The organism is Pseudomonas donghuensis (assembly GCF_000259195.1).
Taxonomy (GTDB): Bacteria; Pseudomonadota; Gammaproteobacteria; order Pseudomonadales; family Pseudomonadaceae; genus Aquipseudomonas; species Aquipseudomonas donghuensis.
In genome coordinates this window covers 179,923-194,486 of sequence record NZ_JH650765.1, presented here as the reverse complement: position 1 = coordinate 194,486, position 14,564 = coordinate 179,923, and the positions used below count along the sequence as shown (strand labels likewise).

At 60.5% G+C, this 14,564-nt stretch carries 18 protein-coding genes; 17 read left to right on the top strand and 1 reads right to left on the bottom strand.

Translation table 11 applies throughout. The features are described from left to right. Window positions 1-40: 40 nt before the first annotated feature. Window positions 41-628, bottom strand: coding sequence for a cold-shock protein (locus UW3_RS30090; protein ID WP_026001329.1), 588 nt, complete (start codon window positions 626-628; stop codon window positions 41-43). 298 nt (window positions 629-926) lie between these two features. Between UW3_RS30090 and UW3_RS0114375 the strand changes: the two genes are divergently transcribed. The 17 genes from UW3_RS0114375 to queC all read left to right on the top strand — a co-directional run bounded on the left by UW3_RS0114375 (window position 927) and on the right by queC (window position 14,511). Next, window positions 927-1,400, top strand: a complete 474-nt coding sequence (locus tag UW3_RS0114375; protein WP_010223201.1) for a Dps family protein — start codon at window positions 927-929, stop codon at window positions 1,398-1,400. Between the two features lie 242 nt (window positions 1,401-1,642). Further along, on the top strand, window positions 1,643-1,969 hold the full coding sequence (locus UW3_RS0114370; protein ID WP_026001328.1) for a ribbon-helix-helix domain-containing protein: 327 nt from the start codon (window positions 1,643-1,645) through the stop codon (window positions 1,967-1,969). A gap of 93 nt (window positions 1,970-2,062) precedes the next feature. Beyond that, window positions 2,063-2,284, top strand: a complete 222-nt coding sequence (locus UW3_RS0114365; RefSeq protein WP_010223199.1) for an FmdB family zinc ribbon protein — start codon at window positions 2,063-2,065, stop codon at window positions 2,282-2,284. Between the two features lie 93 nt (window positions 2,285-2,377). Continuing rightward, on the top strand, window positions 2,378-4,153 hold the full coding sequence (gene aspS, locus UW3_RS0114360) for an aspartate--tRNA ligase (RefSeq protein ID WP_010223198.1): 1,776 nt from the start codon (window positions 2,378-2,380) through the stop codon (window positions 4,151-4,153). Between the two features lie 121 nt (window positions 4,154-4,274). After that, window positions 4,275-5,021: a YebC/PmpR family DNA-binding transcriptional regulator gene (locus UW3_RS0114355; RefSeq protein WP_010223197.1), complete on the top strand. Its 747-nt coding sequence runs from the start codon at window positions 4,275-4,277 to the stop codon at window positions 5,019-5,021. A 191-nt stretch (window positions 5,022-5,212) separates the two neighbouring features. Then, a complete protein-coding gene (ruvC, locus tag UW3_RS0114350; protein WP_010223196.1) occupies window positions 5,213-5,737 on the top strand; it encodes a crossover junction endodeoxyribonuclease RuvC in 525 nt (174 codons plus the stop codon). A gap of 108 nt (window positions 5,738-5,845) precedes the next feature. Further along, on the top strand, window positions 5,846-6,454 hold the full coding sequence (gene ruvA, locus UW3_RS0114345) for a Holliday junction branch migration protein RuvA (RefSeq protein WP_010223195.1): 609 nt from the start codon (window positions 5,846-5,848) through the stop codon (window positions 6,452-6,454). Then, on the top strand, window positions 6,455-7,510 hold the full coding sequence (ruvB, locus tag UW3_RS0114340; protein ID WP_010223194.1) for a Holliday junction branch migration DNA helicase RuvB: 1,056 nt from the start codon (window positions 6,455-6,457) through the stop codon (window positions 7,508-7,510). A 125-nt stretch (window positions 7,511-7,635) separates the two neighbouring features. Then, window positions 7,636-8,091, top strand: coding sequence for a tol-pal system-associated acyl-CoA thioesterase (ybgC, locus tag UW3_RS27005; protein ID WP_010223193.1), 456 nt, complete (start codon window positions 7,636-7,638; stop codon window positions 8,089-8,091). A gap of 2 nt (window positions 8,092-8,093) precedes the next feature. Further along, window positions 8,094-8,789, top strand: coding sequence for a protein TolQ (gene tolQ, locus UW3_RS0114330; protein WP_010223192.1), 696 nt, complete (start codon window positions 8,094-8,096; stop codon window positions 8,787-8,789). A 14-nt stretch (window positions 8,790-8,803) separates the two neighbouring features. Next, complete coding sequence (gene tolR / locus UW3_RS0114325) at window positions 8,804-9,256, top strand: protein TolR (protein WP_010223191.1); 453 nt, start codon at window positions 8,804-8,806, stop codon at window positions 9,254-9,256. Then, entirely contained in the window at window positions 9,256-10,332 is a 1,077-nt protein-coding gene (tolA, locus tag UW3_RS0114320) for a cell envelope integrity protein TolA (RefSeq protein ID WP_010223190.1), read from the top strand. Before tolR ends, tolA begins: the two co-directional genes overlap by 1 nt. Next, a complete protein-coding gene (tolB, locus tag UW3_RS0114315) occupies window positions 10,329-11,630 on the top strand; it encodes a Tol-Pal system beta propeller repeat protein TolB (protein ID WP_010223189.1) in 1,302 nt (433 codons plus the stop codon). Before tolA ends, tolB begins: the two co-directional genes overlap by 4 nt. A gap of 52 nt (window positions 11,631-11,682) precedes the next feature. Next, window positions 11,683-12,180: a peptidoglycan-associated lipoprotein Pal gene (gene pal / locus UW3_RS0114310; RefSeq protein WP_010223188.1), complete on the top strand. Its 498-nt coding sequence runs from the start codon at window positions 11,683-11,685 to the stop codon at window positions 12,178-12,180. A gap of 6 nt (window positions 12,181-12,186) precedes the next feature. After that, window positions 12,187-13,017: a tol-pal system protein YbgF gene (gene ybgF, locus UW3_RS0114305; RefSeq protein WP_026001326.1), complete on the top strand. Its 831-nt coding sequence runs from the start codon at window positions 12,187-12,189 to the stop codon at window positions 13,015-13,017. Between the two features lie 158 nt (window positions 13,018-13,175). Continuing rightward, window positions 13,176-13,823, top strand: coding sequence for a 7-carboxy-7-deazaguanine synthase QueE (queE, locus tag UW3_RS0114300; protein WP_010223186.1), 648 nt, complete (start codon window positions 13,176-13,178; stop codon window positions 13,821-13,823). Between the two features lie 13 nt (window positions 13,824-13,836). Beyond that, window positions 13,837-14,511: a 7-cyano-7-deazaguanine synthase QueC gene (queC, locus tag UW3_RS0114295; RefSeq protein WP_010223185.1), complete on the top strand. Its 675-nt coding sequence runs from the start codon at window positions 13,837-13,839 to the stop codon at window positions 14,509-14,511. Window positions 14,512-14,564 lie beyond the last annotated feature (53 nt).

Below are 14,564 nucleotides of genomic sequence, written 5' to 3'. Positions count from 1 at the left end.
TGCAAAAAATGGGGTGACCATAGATTTTTGTGGCTGGCGATCAGCGTCGTGGCGCGGCAATCACATCTTCGGCCTGCAGGCCCTTGTCACGGTTCATGACCGAGAACTCGACACGTTGACCTTCGACCAGGACACGATGGCCCTCGCCGCGAATGGCGCGAAAGTGAACGAAGATGTCATCGCCCGAGTCGCGGGAGATAAAGCCGAAACCCTTGGACGTGTTGAACCACTTCACGGTACCGGTATCACGATTGGACATGTCGTACTGGGTGTTCTGGCTGCGTGAGGCCGTGTTTTTGGCGAGGCCGGCAATCAGATGCAGGACGCTGGCCAGCAGGGCGCAGGCCAGCGCTGGCAGGTTGCCGAGCTCTGGACGGGCCAGCAGGGTCACGGTCTGCAGGATCACGGCAAGCACCAGCAAGGCGCTGGCAGCACGCTGCAGATGTTGCCGTACGCCCCGGTAATGCTGGGGAAGCACGGGAGCAATGACCAGGTTGAGCAGGCCGAAGAGTGCCAGATAAACGGCCTCCGGTTGCTGCAGGAAGGGAATGGCTTCGGTTCTGAGGCTGGGTATGAAGGACAGCAGCAAAGCTGCAACGCCCGTCAACAGGTGGACGATCTTGAACATGTTGGTTGGCTCACATTGATAAGGCGGATCACAGGAAGAGCTGACTTCACGGCGCGCACGGGTCAAAAAGCGCAAAAACGTGAAAAAGGTCAGCCTATGCGCCCGCGCAATGACAATCGGCGCGGGCGGCACGCTGCCTATTTAACAGCAAAGCCCCGGGCTTCTCAAATCAGTGGCCCACCGTGTGTCGCGCGGCCTGCAGCCCTGTGTCGCAGGCACGAGGCTGCAGGGGCTGAAAACTCTTGGTACAGTGGTTTGTACCCGCTTGATCAGCAAGCACTAAGCAAAGGGGAACTGCATGGCAATCGATATCGGTATCAGCGAAGAAGATCGCAAGTCCATCGTCGAGGGTTTGTCGCGCCTGTTGTCGGATACTTATGTACTTTATTTGAAGACCCACAACTTCCACTGGAATGTCACCGGCCCGGCGTTCCGTACCTTGCACCTGATGTTTGAAGAGCAGTACAACGAACTGGCCCTGGCCGTCGATTCAATTGCCGAGCGTATTCGCGCCCTCGGCTTCCCGGCGCCCGGCGCTTATTCGATCTATGCGCGGCTTTCCTCTATCAAGGAGGAGGAGGGCGTGCCGGCCGCCGACGAAATGATCAAGCAACTGGTAGAGGGCCAGGAGGCGGTCACCCGCACGGCCCGCAGCATCTTCCCGGTGCTCGACAAGGTCAGCGACGAGCCGACCGCCGACCTGCTCACCCAGCGCATGCAGGTGCATGAAAAGACCGCCTGGATGCTGCGCTCTCTGCTCGAAGGAAAGTGATCTTCGCGTTTCTCGAGCCCACTGCAAACGCCCGAACTTGTTGTTGAGTTCGGGCGTTTTAGTTCGTGTGGAAGTGGTTTCCGGTGTTTCAAGTACCGGGTTTATTACCGAGTCTTCCTACAGGCAGAGTGAGTGAGTCTGCTGGCACCGACCGACGGCACGGCGCTTTATTAAGGGCATGTTCCGGCGTGCACAGCGCACGCGGGTTTGTTTCCTGGTTAAAACAGTGGCGTGGTACGACTATGTCGGCATGGATGAACCATACAGGGCGCACAGGTGGTGCGCACAAGGAAGGCGTCGATCCGTTCGAGGCAGATTTCAATATGGGCCTGGCCCAGCCGTTATCGCGTTCGGTGCGCCTGAACGGCTTTGCCACCTGCCTGCGCCTTGAGGAGATCTACTGGACCATTCTCGAGCGCATCGCCGAGGCCAACCAGTGCACGGTCAACGCGGTGCTGTCGTATGTAGACCGTGAGGTTCACTTGCGTCATGGCGGGGTTAAAAATTTCAGCGGGCTGATCCGCGTGGTCTGCGTGGTCTACCTGTTGGGGGCGAAGGTGACACGCTAGTCGGTTGCCGGGCTGCACAGCACTCCTTAACCATATATAATCCCGCGCTTTACTGCCTGAACCAGCCTGCGCTGTGGTTAACGAGACACGCCTATGCCCATGTACGACTATCAATGTGCTTCCTGCAACCACCAGATGGAAGCCCTCCAGAAGCTCAGTGCCGCACCGCTGACCGATTGTCCGGCGTGTGAGCAGCCTGCGTTGAAGAAGCTGATCTCGGCCCCGGGGTTCCGCCTGGGCGGTACGGGCTGGTACGAAACCGACTTCAAGACCGGTGCGAAAAAGAACCTGGCAGGCGGCGACAAGGCCGACTGAGTTGATTGCCCCGGCAGGGTCTTGCACTATTAGCCCTTTGGGGCTGCAGGGCCTCCACTGAACATACGAATGACGAGAAGCGAAACCACCATCATGATGCGCAGCCATTATTGCGGCCAACTGAACGAGAGCCTGGAAGGTCAGGAAATTACCCTTTGCGGATGGGTCCATCGTCGCCGCGACCACGGCGGGGTGATTTTCCTCGATATCCGTGATCGCGAAGGCATGGCCCAGGTCGTCTTCGACCCGGATCGCGCAGCAAGCTTCGCCGCCGCCGATCGCGTGCGCAGCGAATACGTGGTGCAGATCACCGGCAAGGTGCGTCCGCGTCCGGCGGGTGCGGTCAACGCCAACATGGCGTCTGGCGCCATCGAAGTGCTGGGTTACGAGCTGACCGTACTGAACGAAGCAGAAACGCCGCCGTTCCCGCTCAACGAATACTCCGACGTTGGCGAAGAAACCCGCCTGCGCTATCGCTTCATCGACCTGCGTCGCCCGGAAATGGCCGAGAAGCTGCGCCTGCGCTCGCGGATCACTACCAGCATCCGCCGCTTCCTCGATGAAAACGGCTTCCTCGACGTCGAAACGCCGATCCTCACCCGTGCCACCCCCGAGGGCGCGCGCGACTACCTGGTGCCAAGCCGTACCCATGCCGGTAGCTTCTTCGCCTTGCCGCAATCGCCGCAGCTGTTCAAGCAACTGCTGATGGTGGCCGGCTTCGACCGCTACTACCAGATCGCCAAGTGCTTCCGTGACGAAGACCTGCGCGCCGACCGTCAGCCGGAATTCACCCAGATCGACATCGAGACCAGCTTCCTCGATGAGTCCGAGATCATGGGCCTGACCGAAAGCATGATCCGCAAGCTGTTCAAGGAAGTCCTGGACCTGGAATTCGGCGAGTTCCCGCACATGACCTTTGAAGAAGCCATGCGCCGCTACGGTTCCGACAAGCCGGACCTGCGTATCCCGCTGGAACTGGTCGACGTTGCCGACCAGCTCAAGGAAGTCGAATTCAAGGTCTTCAGCGGCCCGGCCAACGATCCGAAGAGCCGCGTTGCCGCCCTGCGCGTGCCGGGTGGCGCGAGCATGCCGCGCAGCCGCATCGACGAGTACACCAAGTTCGTGGGCATCTACGGTGCCAAGGGCCTGGCGTACATCAAGGTCAACGAGCGCGCCAAGGGCGTCGACGGCCTGCAGTCGCCGATCGTCAAGAACATCCCAGAGGCCAACCTCAACGTGATCCTTGATCGCGTGGGCGCGGTCGATGGTGACATCGTGTTCTTCGGCGCCGACAAGGCCAAGATCGTCAGCGAGGCGCTGGGCGCCCTGCGCATCAAGGTCGGTAACGATTTCAACCTGCACACCTGCGAGTGGGCCCCGATGTGGGTGGTTGACTTCCCGATGTTCGAAGAGAACGACGACGGCAGCTTCACCGCCCTGCATCACCCGTTCACCGCGCCAAAATGCAGCCCCGAAGAGCTGGAGGCCAACCCGGCCACCGCGCTGTCGCGTGCCTACGACATGGTCCTCAACGGTACCGAGCTGGGTGGCGGTTCGATCCGTATTCACCGCAAAGAGATGCAACAGGCGGTCTTCCGTCTGCTGGGTATCGAAGCGGCTGAACAGGAAGAGAAATTCGGCTTCCTGCTCGACGCCCTGAAGTTCGGCGCACCGCCGCACGGCGGCCTGGCCTTCGGCCTGGACCGTCTGGTGATGCTGATGACCGGCGCCCAGTCGATTCGCGAAGTGATTGCCTTCCCGAAAACCCAGAGCGCTGCGTGCGTCATGACCCAGGCCCCTGGCCTGGTCGATGCCAAGGCCCTGCGTGAGTTGCATATCCGTCTGCGCGAACAGCCCAAGGCTGAGTAAGCGGACCCCGGGCGCATCCACATGGATGCGCCTTTGCGTTAAGGCGCATGAATTTCAAGGTCTCGGTCGGGCATGAGCGCGGCCGGGGCGTGGCATTGTTACAAAGGATTCGGAGTGCGTTATGGCTGGTCATTCCAAGTGGGCAAACATCAAGCACCGCAAAGAGCGCCAGGATGCCAAGCGAGGCAAGATCTTCACCAAGTGGATTCGTGAGCTGACCGTTGCCGCCAAGCAGGGCGGTGGCGACCCGGCCTCCAACCCGCGCTTGCGCCTGGCCCTGGACAAGGCGCTGGGAGCGAACATGAGCCGCGACATCATCGACCGGGCGGTTGCCCGTGGTGCTGGCACGGCCGAAGCCGACAACGTCGAAGAACTCAGCTACGAAGGTTACGGCCCCGGTGGCGTGGCGATCATGGTCGAGGCCATGACCGACAACCGCAACCGTACCGCAGCTGCGGTGCGTCATGCCTTCAGCAAATGCGGTGGTAACCTCGGTACTGATGGCTCGGTGGCCTACCTGTTCGAGCGCAAGGGGCAGATCAGTTTTGCCGCTGGCGTCGACGAAGATGCGCTGATGGAAGCGGCGATGGAGGCCGATGCCGACGACGTGGTCAGCAACGACGACGGCTCGTTCGATGTCTTCACCTCGTTCAACAGCTTCTATGCCGTGCGTAATGCCCTGGAAGAGGCCGGTTTCAAGGCTGCCGACGCCGAAATCGTCATGCAGCCGACCACCAGTGCCGAACTCGACCTGGACGGCGCGCAGAAGGTACTCAAGCTGATCGACATGCTTGAAGACCTGGACGACGTGCAGAACGTCTACTCCAATGCCGAAATTCCTGACGAAGTCATGGAGCAGCTCGGCTAGTCTCAAGTTGTTCATTTAGGTGGGAGCGAGCTTGCCTCGCGATGCGATTGGGTGGTAGTGCGCAATCGCGGGGCAAGCCCGCTCCTACCGGCCCGAGGCCGGATCCGCCTGCAGATGCATTGCACCTGCGAGCCGGTCCGGCTTCTGTTTTTAGTACGGCGCGATCACGCGTCATTGAGTATGCAGGCGTTATGACTCTGATTCTTGGCATCGACCCTGGCTCGCGCATCACCGGCTATGGCGTGGTGCGCCATACTGGGCGCGGCTGCGAGTATGTGGCGTCCGGCTGTATCCGTACCGGCGCGGGCGAGCTGCCGGAGCGACTGCAGATCGTGTTTCGTGGCGTGCGCGAGATCATTCGCCAGCACGGCCCGGTGACCATGGGCATCGAGCGGGTGTTCATGGCACGCAACGCCGATTCGGCGCTCAAGCTCGGCCAGGCCCGCGGCGCGGCCATCGTCGCCGCCATCGAAGAAGGCCTGGAGATTGCCGAGTACAGCGCCACCCAGGTCAAGCAGGCGGTTGCCGGCACGGGGGGCGCCAACAAGGAGCAGGTGCAGATGATGGTCATGCATCTGCTTAAACTGACGCAGAAACCGCAGATCGACGCCTCCGACGCCCTGGCCATCGCCTTGTGCCACGCCCATACCCGCTCAAGCCTAGTGCCCCATGGCCTGGGGGCGGCGCGCAGTCGCAGCGGGCGTTTGCGGCTCTGATAGCATCATCTGCTGAAACACATTTTGCCCGGGCAATGCCATCGGCCATTGCATTTGCTGTTAGGGTTGACCGGTCGTTTGCCGGTGCCCATGAGGAAGGATCGGAACGTGATTGGACGTTTGCGCGGAACCCTGGCTGAAAAGCAGCCGCCGCACCTGATTGTCGATGTCAACGGCCTGGGCTACGAGCTCGAAGTGCCGATGACCACCCTGTACCGTCTGCCCAAGGTCGGTGAAGTGGTGACCTTGCACACCCACCTGGTGGTGCGCGAGGACGCTCATCTGTTGTATGGCTTTCATGAAAAGCGCGAGCGCGAGCTGTTTCGCGAGCTGATCCGTCTCAATGGCGTGGGTCCCAAACTGGCCCTGGCATTGATGTCGGGCCTGGAGGTCGACGAACTGGTACGCTGTGTCCAGGCCCAGGATGCTTCGGCCCTGGTCAAGGTCCCGGGGGTTGGTAAAAAGACGGCTGAGCGCCTGCTGGTCGAGCTCAAGGATCGTTTCAAGGCCTGGGAAACCTCTCCGGCCATGTTTGCCCTTGTGCCCAATGGTCCGCTACCGATTGCCAGCGTCTCCAGCGCCGAAGCGGATGCCGTCAGCGCGCTGATTTCCCTGGGCTACAAGCCTCAGGAAGCCAGCAAGGCCGTGGCCGCGGTGGATGCCAAGGGTCTGAGCAGCGAAGAGCTGATTCGTCGCAGTCTGAAGGGAATGATCTAAGTGATTGAAGCTGACCGCCTGATAGCCGCCACCGGACGTGACCGTGAAGAGGTCCAGGACCGGGCGATCCGCCCCTTGCGCCTGGCCGAATACATCGGCCAGCCGGTGGTGCGTGAGCAGATGGCCTTGTTCATCGAGGCTGCCCGTGGGCGCAACGAGTCCCTCGACCACACCCTGATCTTCGGTCCGCCGGGGCTGGGCAAGACCACCCTGGCCAACATCATCGCCCAGGAAATGGGCGTGTCGATCAAGAGCACCTCAGGGCCGATCCTCGAGCGTCCGGGGGACCTGGCCGCCTTGCTGACCAACCTCGAGCCTCACGATGTGCTGTTCATCGACGAAATCCATCGCCTGTCGCCCATCGTCGAAGAAGTGCTGTACCCGGCCATGGAAGACTTCCAGCTCGATATCATGATCGGTGAGGGGCCGGCGGCGCGCTCGATCAAGCTCGACCTGCCACCCTTTACCCTGGTCGGCGCCACCACGCGGGCCGGCATGCTGACCAACCCGCTGCGCGACCGTTTCGGCATCGTCCAGCGCCTTGAGTTCTACAACACCGAGGACCTGGCGACCATCGTCAGCCGTTCCGGTGGCATTCTCGGCTTGCCGATCGAAGACGAAGGCGCCTTCGAGATCGCCCGCCGGGCCCGTGGCACGCCGCGGATCGCCAATCGCCTGCTGCGGCGGGTGCGCGACTACGCCGAGGTGCGCGGCAAGGGCCATATCACCAAGCCGGTCGCCGACATGGCGCTGAACCTGCTGGATGTCGACGAGCGCGGCTTCGACCACCAGGACCGGCGCCTGCTGCTGACCATGATCGAGAAGTTCGATGGCGGCCCGGTCGGGGTCGACAGCCTGGCTGCGGCCATCAGTGAGGAGCGCCACACCATCGAGGATGTGCTCGAACCCTACCTGATCCAGCAGGGCTACATCATGCGCACGCCACGGGGGCGGGTGGTTACCCGTCACGCCTACCTGCATTTCGGCCTGAACATCCCCAACCGCCTGGGCGAATCGATCAGTGGCGAGGGTTTTTCTGCCCAGACCGATGAATGACAGATTTATCCAGCGTTTCTGTGGTCCTAACCGCGGGCATGCCTCAGTCGCGCTGGCAATACGACATAATCGATGAAAAACAGTTGCCGGGGCGGATTGGCAAGCTGAGGAGTTAGCACTAGAGTATGCGCGCGCAAAATGAGCTAGAGCCGTTCGCACATCGTTGTCGTGTCTATTACGAAGATACCGATGCCGGCGGCGTGGTGTATTACGTCAATTACCTGAAATTCATGGAACGTGCCCGCACCGAGCGGTTGCGTGACCTGGGCTTTGCCCAGTCGGCACTGGCGCAGGACAACCTGCTGTTCGTGGTCCACTCCAGCGAGGCGCGCTATCACGCGCCAGCGCGATTGGACGACGAATTGCGGGTTACCGCGCACGTGCTTGAATTGAACCGCGCCAGCCTGCGCTTCGTGCAGCAGGTATGGCGCGAAAAAGATGCAACGCTGCTCTGTGAGGGGCAGTTCCTGGTGGCCTGTGTGCGCGCCGATACTTTCAAACCCCGGGCCATCCCCCAAGCGCTGCGCGCGGCCTTTGCCGAGGCGGGCGATCCGGGTACTCATTCAAATGCAGGAGATTAAGCGTGGAAGCTAACGTCGTCGACCATACCTCCATGTGGAGCCTGGTCAGCAATGCCAGCATCGTGGTACAGCTGGTCATGCTGATTCTGGTGGCCGCATCGGTAACGTCATGGATCATGATTTTTCAGCGCAGCACCATGCTGCGCGCCGGTCGTCGTGCGCTGGACAGCTTTGAAGAGCGCTTCTGGTCGGGTATCGACCTGTCCAAGCTGTACCGTCAGGCTGGCAGCAACCCGGACCCGGATTCGGGCGTAGAGCAGGTGTTCCGCGCCGGCTTCAAGGAGTTCTCGCGTCTGCGCCAGCAGCCGGGCGTCGACCCTGATGCGGTCATGGAAGGCGTTGGCCGGGCCATGCGTGTAGCCATCTCCCGCGAGGAAGAGAAGCTCGAGCAGAGCCTGCCGTTCCTCGCCACCGTCGGTTCGACCAGCCCGTACATCGGTCTGTTCGGTACTGTCTGGGGCATCATGAACTCGTTCCGCGGCCTGGCCTCGGCGCAGCAAGCGACCCTGGCCACCGTGGCCCCGGGTATCGCCGAAGCCCTGATCGCCACCGCGATCGGCCTGTTCGCCGCGATCCCTGCGGTTATTGCCTACAACCGTTTCGCTGCCCGCAGTGAAGTCTTGATCGGCCGCTACTACACGTTCGCCGACGAGTTCCAGGCCATCCTGCACCGTAAAGTGCACACCAGCGAAGAGTGATCAGGTAAAAGCCCATGGCCCGAGTTCGCCACAAACGCAAGCCGGTCGCCGAAATGAACGTGGTGCCATACATCGACGTGATGCTGGTACTGCTGGTGATTTTCATGGTGACCGCACCGATGCTCAACCAGGGCGTGAAGGTCGACCTGCCCAAGGTTTCCAGCGAAGCCTTGCCGCAGGACAACAACACCCAGGTCCTGACCATTTCGATCAAGGCTGACAAGACCTACTACTGGAACCTTGGCAGCGAAGTCGACACCGACAAGCAGATGGACAAGGCCATGACCTTGCCGCAAATGACCGACGCCGTGACCAAGATCATCGGCGCCGGCCGTGACCAGGGCAAGCAGACCCAGGTCTTCATCCGTGGCGACAAGTCCGTCGACTACGGCGCGGTCATGGGTGCCATGGGCGGGTTGCAGAAGGCAGGTGTCGGTAACGTTGGCCTGATTACCGAGGCGCCCTGATGCAACAGCGAGAGCCATCCGCCTCGGAAAGCTATTTCTGGCCCAGCGTCTGGGCCATTGCGCTGCACGTTCTGGTGTTCGGCATGCTGTTCGTCAGTTTTGCCATGACCCCGGAACTGCCGCCGGCCAAGCCTATTGTCCAGGCAACCCTGTACCAGCTCAAATCCAAGAGTCAGGCCACCACCCAGACCAATCAGAAGATTGCCGGTGAAGCCAAGAAGACTGCTTCGCGTCAAACCGAAGAAGAGCAGATGGAGCAGAAGAAGGTCGAGCAGCAGGCAGTGAAGGCTGCGGAACAAAAGAAAGAAGAAGCGGCTCAAAAGGCCGAAGAGGCGCGAGCCGAAGCCGAAGCGAAAAAAGCCGAACAAGCCGAGAAGGCTGAAGAAGCGAAGAAAACCGCCGAAGCCAAGAAGGCCGAAGAGGCGAAAAAGGCCGCCGAGAAGCAACAGGCCGACATCGCCAAGAAGAAGGCCGAAGAGGAAGCCAAGAAAAAGGCTGACGAAGAGGCCAAGAAGCAGGCGGCTGAAGAAGCCAAGAAAAAAGCAGCCGAGGACGCCAAGAAGAAGGCGGCCGAGGATGCCAAGAAGAAAGCAGTGGCCGAGGAAGCGAAGAAAAAGGCCGCTGAAGACGCCAAGAAGAAAGCTGCAGCCGATGCGGCCAAGAAGAAGGCACAGGATGCAGCCCGCAAGGCGGCGGAAGACAAGAAAGCCCAGGCCCTGGCCGAGCTTCTGTCCGACACCACCGAACGGCAGCAAGCCCTGGCTGACGAGCAGGGTGATCAGGTAGCCGGCGACTTCGACGATCTGATTCGTGCACGTGCGGCCGAGGGTTGGGCACGTCCACCTTCTGCGCGCAAGAACATGACGGTGGTCCTGCAGATCGGCATGTTGCCGGATGGCACCATTACCTCGGTGAGCGTAGCCCGCTCCAGTGGTGACGGTCCGTTTGACAGCTCGGCTGTGGCAGCGGTCAAGAACATTGGTCGTTTAACCGAAATGCAGGGCTTGAAACCGAGCGAATTCAATCCCTATCGTTCATTCAAGATGACATTCACACCTGAGGATCTAGCCTTGTGATTAACCTTCTTCGAGGACTGCTGGTCGTTCTCTGCTGCGCAGCAGGGTTGGCCGTAGCAGATGAAAAGAACATTCTGGTCACCAGCGGTAGCGATCGCGCCACGCCGATCGCCGTCGTGCCGTTCGGTCTGCAGGGCGGCAGCGTGCTGCCTGAAGACATGGCTGACATCATTGGTAATGACCTGCGCAACTCCGGTTATTACTCGCCGATCCCTCGGCAGAACATGATCAGCCAGCCGAGCCAGGCCAGCGAAGTGATCTTCCGCGACTGGAAAGCCCTGGGCGCCCAGTACGTGATGGTCGGCAGCATTGTGCCAGCGGGCGGTCGCCTGCAGGTGCAGTACACCCTGTTCAACGTCGCCACCGAGCAGCAAGTGCTGACCGGCAGCGTCTCGGGCGGCGTCGATCAACTGCGCGACATGTCGCACTACATCGCCGACCAGTCGTTCGAAAAACTCACCGGCATCAAGGGTGCGTTCTCCACCCGCATGCTCTACGTGACCGCCGAGCGCTTCTCGACCAACAACACCCGTTACACCCTGCAGCGTTCGGACTACGACGGTGCGCGGGCGGTAACCCTGCTGCAATCGCGTGAGCCGATCCTGTCGCCGCGCTTTGCACCAGACGGCAAGCGTATTGCCTACGTGTCGTTCGAGCAGAAGCGTCCGCGCATCTTCGTTCAGCACATCGATACCGGCCGCCGTGAGCAGATCACCAACTTCGAAGGCCTCAACGGTGCGCCAGCCTGGTCGCCGGATGGTTCGCGCCTGGCGTTCGTGCTGTCCAAGGACGGTAACCCGGACATCTACGTGATGAACATGGGCTCGCGCCAGCTGTCGCGCGTGACTGCAGGTCCTGGTATCAATACCGAACCGTTCTGGGGTAAAGATGGCTCGACTATCTACTTCACCTCCGACCGTGGTGGTAAACCACAAATCTACAAAACCAATGTTTCCGGCGGTGGTGCAGAGCGGGTAACTTTTGTGGGTAACTACAACGCCAACCCTAAACTGTCGGCGGATGAAAAGACCCTGGTGATGATTCATCGCCAACAAGGTTTCACCAACTTCAAAGTGGCTGCACAAGATTTGCAACGCGGTAGTGTAAAGATTCTCTCCGAGACCAGTCTTGATGAGTCACCCACTGTTGCGCCCAACGGCACCATGCTAATCTACGCCACCCGCCAGCAGGGCCGGGGAGTCTTGATGCTCGTCTCTCTCAATGGACGCGTGAGGCTCCCGCTTCCTACCGCTCAAGGCGAAGTCAGAGAACCGTCCTGGTCCCCTTACCTGAACTGACGCGGCGCTTTACGTTTTACTTAACACACTGGGGTTCATTAGGAGTTTCACGATGGAAATGCTGAAGTTTGGTAAGTTTGCTGCGCTGGCTCTGGCCATGGCCGTAGCTGTAGGTTGCTCCTCCAAGGGCGGTGATGACGCTGGCCAAGGCCAAGTCGATCCTAACGCTGGCTACGGTGCCAACACTGGCGCTGTTGACGGCAGCCTGAGCGAAGAAGCTGCTCTGCGCGCAATCACCACCTTCTACTTCGAATACGACAGCTCGGACCTGAAGCCAGAAGCCATGCGCGCTCTGGACGTTCATGCCAAGGACCTGAAAGGCAACGGCGCTCGCGTCGTGCTGGAAGGTAACACCGACGAGCGTGGTACTCGCGAATACAACATGGCTCTGGGCGAGCGTCGTGCGAAAGCCGTTCAACGCTACCTGGTTCTGCAAGGCGTTTCTCCTGCCCAGCTGGAACTGGTTTCCTACGGCGAAGAGCGTCCAGTTGCTACCGGCAACGACGAGCAGTCCTGGGCTCAGAACCGTCGCGTCGAACTGCGTAAGTAATTCGATATGCGAACGTGCCGTCGTGCTGTAACCGTCCTGGCTCTCACCCTGCCTCTCATGGCCTGGGCTGAGGTTCCTGTTGTTGATGACAACGCAGGCTATAGCGGCGCAAGCAGCTATCCACCTGCGGGTTATGGTACGAACGGCGCCTATGCCGGGGGAGGGGTTACGGCCCCTGCCTCGGCACAGGGCCAGCTGTTCATGCAACTGCAGCAAATGCAGGAGCAGATTGCGCGTCAACAAGGCATCATTGAAGAGCTGCAAAATGATGTATCACGCATGAAACAGGAGAGCCTGGAGCGTTACCAGGACCTGGATCGGCGTATCGGAAGCGGTGTAGCACCTGCCGCGACTCCGACCAATTCCCCAACCGGTGGCGAAGCCGCTGCCGGTGCTGCTGCAGGCGCCGCCGCCGGTGCTACCGCCGGCCAACAGCCTGCCGCCAGCAGCGAACCTGGTGATCCGGCGAAAGAGAAGCTCTACTACGACGCTGCTTTCGACCTGATCAAAGCCAAGGATTTCGACAAGGCCAGCCAGGCGTTCAACGCCTTCCTGCGCAAGTACCCGAACAGTCAGTACGCCGGCAACGCCCAGTACTGGCTCGGTGAAGTAAACCTGGCCAAGGGCGACCTGCAAGCTGCAGGGCAAGCCTTCGCCAAGGTCAGCCAGCTGTATCCCAAGCACAACAAGGTGCCGGACTCGCTGTACAAGCTGGCCGATGTAGAACGCCGCCTGGGTCACACCGACCGGGTCAAGGGCATTCTCCAGCAGGTGGTTACCCAGTACCCGGGGACCTCGGCTGCACAACTGGCCCAGCGTGACCTGCAAAAGCTCTGAACCAGCCGTTTTAGAAGAAACCCGCGCTAGTCGCGGGTTTTTTCGTTAGAATCATTGCCCTTTTATGAAACACGCTGCTGCGAACTACGCGATGACGGGTTCTCAGCGGTGCCTGACGGAGGCGGACAGCCTGTTTAGCTGTTACGCCCGTGGCGACTATGCAAGACACATTACGTATCACCGAAGTTTTTTACTCTTTGCAGGGTGAAACGCGTACCGCTGGGCTGCCCACGGTATTCGTCCGCCTCACCGGCTGCCCGTTGCGTTGCCAGTATTGCGACAGCGAATACGCCTTCAGCGGCGGCAGCATCCGCACCCTCGATTCGATCCTCGACCAGGTCGCCGGTTACAAGCCGCGCTACGTGTGCGTCACCGGTGGTGAGCCGCTGGCCCAGCCCAATGCCATTCCTTTGCTCAAGCAGTTGTGTGACGCCGGTTACGACGTTTCGCTGGAGACCAGTGGCGCCCTGGATATTTCCAAGGTCGACACCCGGGTCAGCCGCGTCGTCGACCTCAAGACCCCAGGCTCGGAGGAAGTGCACCGCAACCGTTACGAGAACATCGAACTGCTGACCCCCAACGATCAGGTCAAGTTCGTTATCTGTTCCCGTGAAGACTATGACTGGGCGGTGTCCAAACTCATTCAGTACGGCCTGGAAAAACGCGCCGGCGAAGTGCTGTTCTCGCCAAGCCACCATCAGGTGAACGCCACCGACCTGGCCGACTGGATCGTGGCCGATAATTTGCCGGTTCGCTTTCAGATGCAGCTGCACAAGCTGCTGTGGAACGACGAACCGGGACGCTGACAGGAGTGATGCAATGACTGAGAAACGTGCGGTAATTCTGCTTTCCGGCGGCCTGGACTCGGCCACCGTGGTTGCCATGGCCAAGGCCGAAGGCTATAGCTGCTACACCATGAGCTTCGATTACGGCCAGCGCCATCGCGCTGAGCTGAACGCCGCCGCGCGGGTTGCCCGTGACCTGGGCGTGGTCGAGCACAAGGTCATTGGTCTGAACCTGGACGGTATTGGCGGTTCGGCCCTGACCGATAGCAGCATCGATGTACCCGAGGCGCCGAGCGAGGGCATCCCGGTCACCTACGTGCCTGCGCGCAATACGGTGTTCCTGTCCCTGGCCCTGGGCTGGGCAGAGGTGCTTGAGGCCCGCGATATCTTCATCGGCGTCAACGCCGTGGACTATTCCGGCTACCCGGATTGCCGTCCTGAGTTCGTCGAGGCTTTCGAGCGCATGGCAAATCTTGCCACCAAAGCCGGTGTCGAAGGGCGAGGCTTTCGCATCCAGGCACCGCTGCAGAACCTCAGCAAGGCGCAGATCGTCCAGGCCGGCATGGCCCGTGGGGTCGATTACAGCCTGACCGTTTCTTGCTATCAGGCCGATGGTGAAGGCCGTGCCTGCGGTAAATGCGACAGCTGCCGCCTGCGCGCCGAAGGCTTCAAAGCCGCCGGTGTAGAGGACCCGACCCGATATTTTTAAATTATTTTGCGATGGGGTGTTGATTTCCTGTTAGAAATCAGTATTATACGCGC

What these genes read in the sequence shown, in the direction of transcription:
- tolR (WP_010223191.1), top strand. Translation starts at nt 8,804, where the DNA reads ATGGCCCGAGTTCGCCACAAACGCAAGCCGGTCGCCGAAATGAACGTG.
- ruvC (WP_010223196.1), top strand. Translation starts at nt 5,213, where the DNA reads ATGACTCTGATTCTTGGCATCGACCCTGGCTCGCGCATCACCGGCTAT.
- UW3_RS0114355 (WP_010223197.1), top strand. Translation starts at nt 4,275, where the DNA reads ATGGCTGGTCATTCCAAGTGGGCAAACATCAAGCACCGCAAAGAGCGC.
- pal (WP_010223188.1), top strand. Translation starts at nt 11,683, where the DNA reads ATGGAAATGCTGAAGTTTGGTAAGTTTGCTGCGCTGGCTCTGGCCATG.
- UW3_RS0114375 (WP_010223201.1), top strand. Translation starts at nt 927, where the DNA reads ATGGCAATCGATATCGGTATCAGCGAAGAAGATCGCAAGTCCATCGTC.
- UW3_RS30090 (WP_026001329.1), bottom strand. Translation starts at nt 628, where the DNA reads ATGTTCAAGATCGTCCACCTGTTGACGGGCGTTGCAGCTTTGCTGCTG.
- ybgC (WP_010223193.1), top strand. Translation starts at nt 7,636, where the DNA reads ATGCGCGCGCAAAATGAGCTAGAGCCGTTCGCACATCGTTGTCGTGTC.
- aspS (WP_010223198.1), top strand. Translation starts at nt 2,378, where the DNA reads ATGATGCGCAGCCATTATTGCGGCCAACTGAACGAGAGCCTGGAAGGT.
- queE (WP_010223186.1), top strand. Translation starts at nt 13,176, where the DNA reads ATGCAAGACACATTACGTATCACCGAAGTTTTTTACTCTTTGCAGGGT.
- UW3_RS0114370 (WP_026001328.1), top strand. Translation starts at nt 1,643, where the DNA reads ATGTCGGCATGGATGAACCATACAGGGCGCACAGGTGGTGCGCACAAG.
- queC (WP_010223185.1), top strand. Translation starts at nt 13,837, where the DNA reads ATGACTGAGAAACGTGCGGTAATTCTGCTTTCCGGCGGCCTGGACTCG.
- tolA (WP_010223190.1), top strand. Translation starts at nt 9,256, where the DNA reads ATGCAACAGCGAGAGCCATCCGCCTCGGAAAGCTATTTCTGGCCCAGC.
- UW3_RS0114365 (WP_010223199.1), top strand. Translation starts at nt 2,063, where the DNA reads ATGCCCATGTACGACTATCAATGTGCTTCCTGCAACCACCAGATGGAA.
- ybgF (WP_026001326.1), top strand. Translation starts at nt 12,187, where the DNA reads ATGCGAACGTGCCGTCGTGCTGTAACCGTCCTGGCTCTCACCCTGCCT.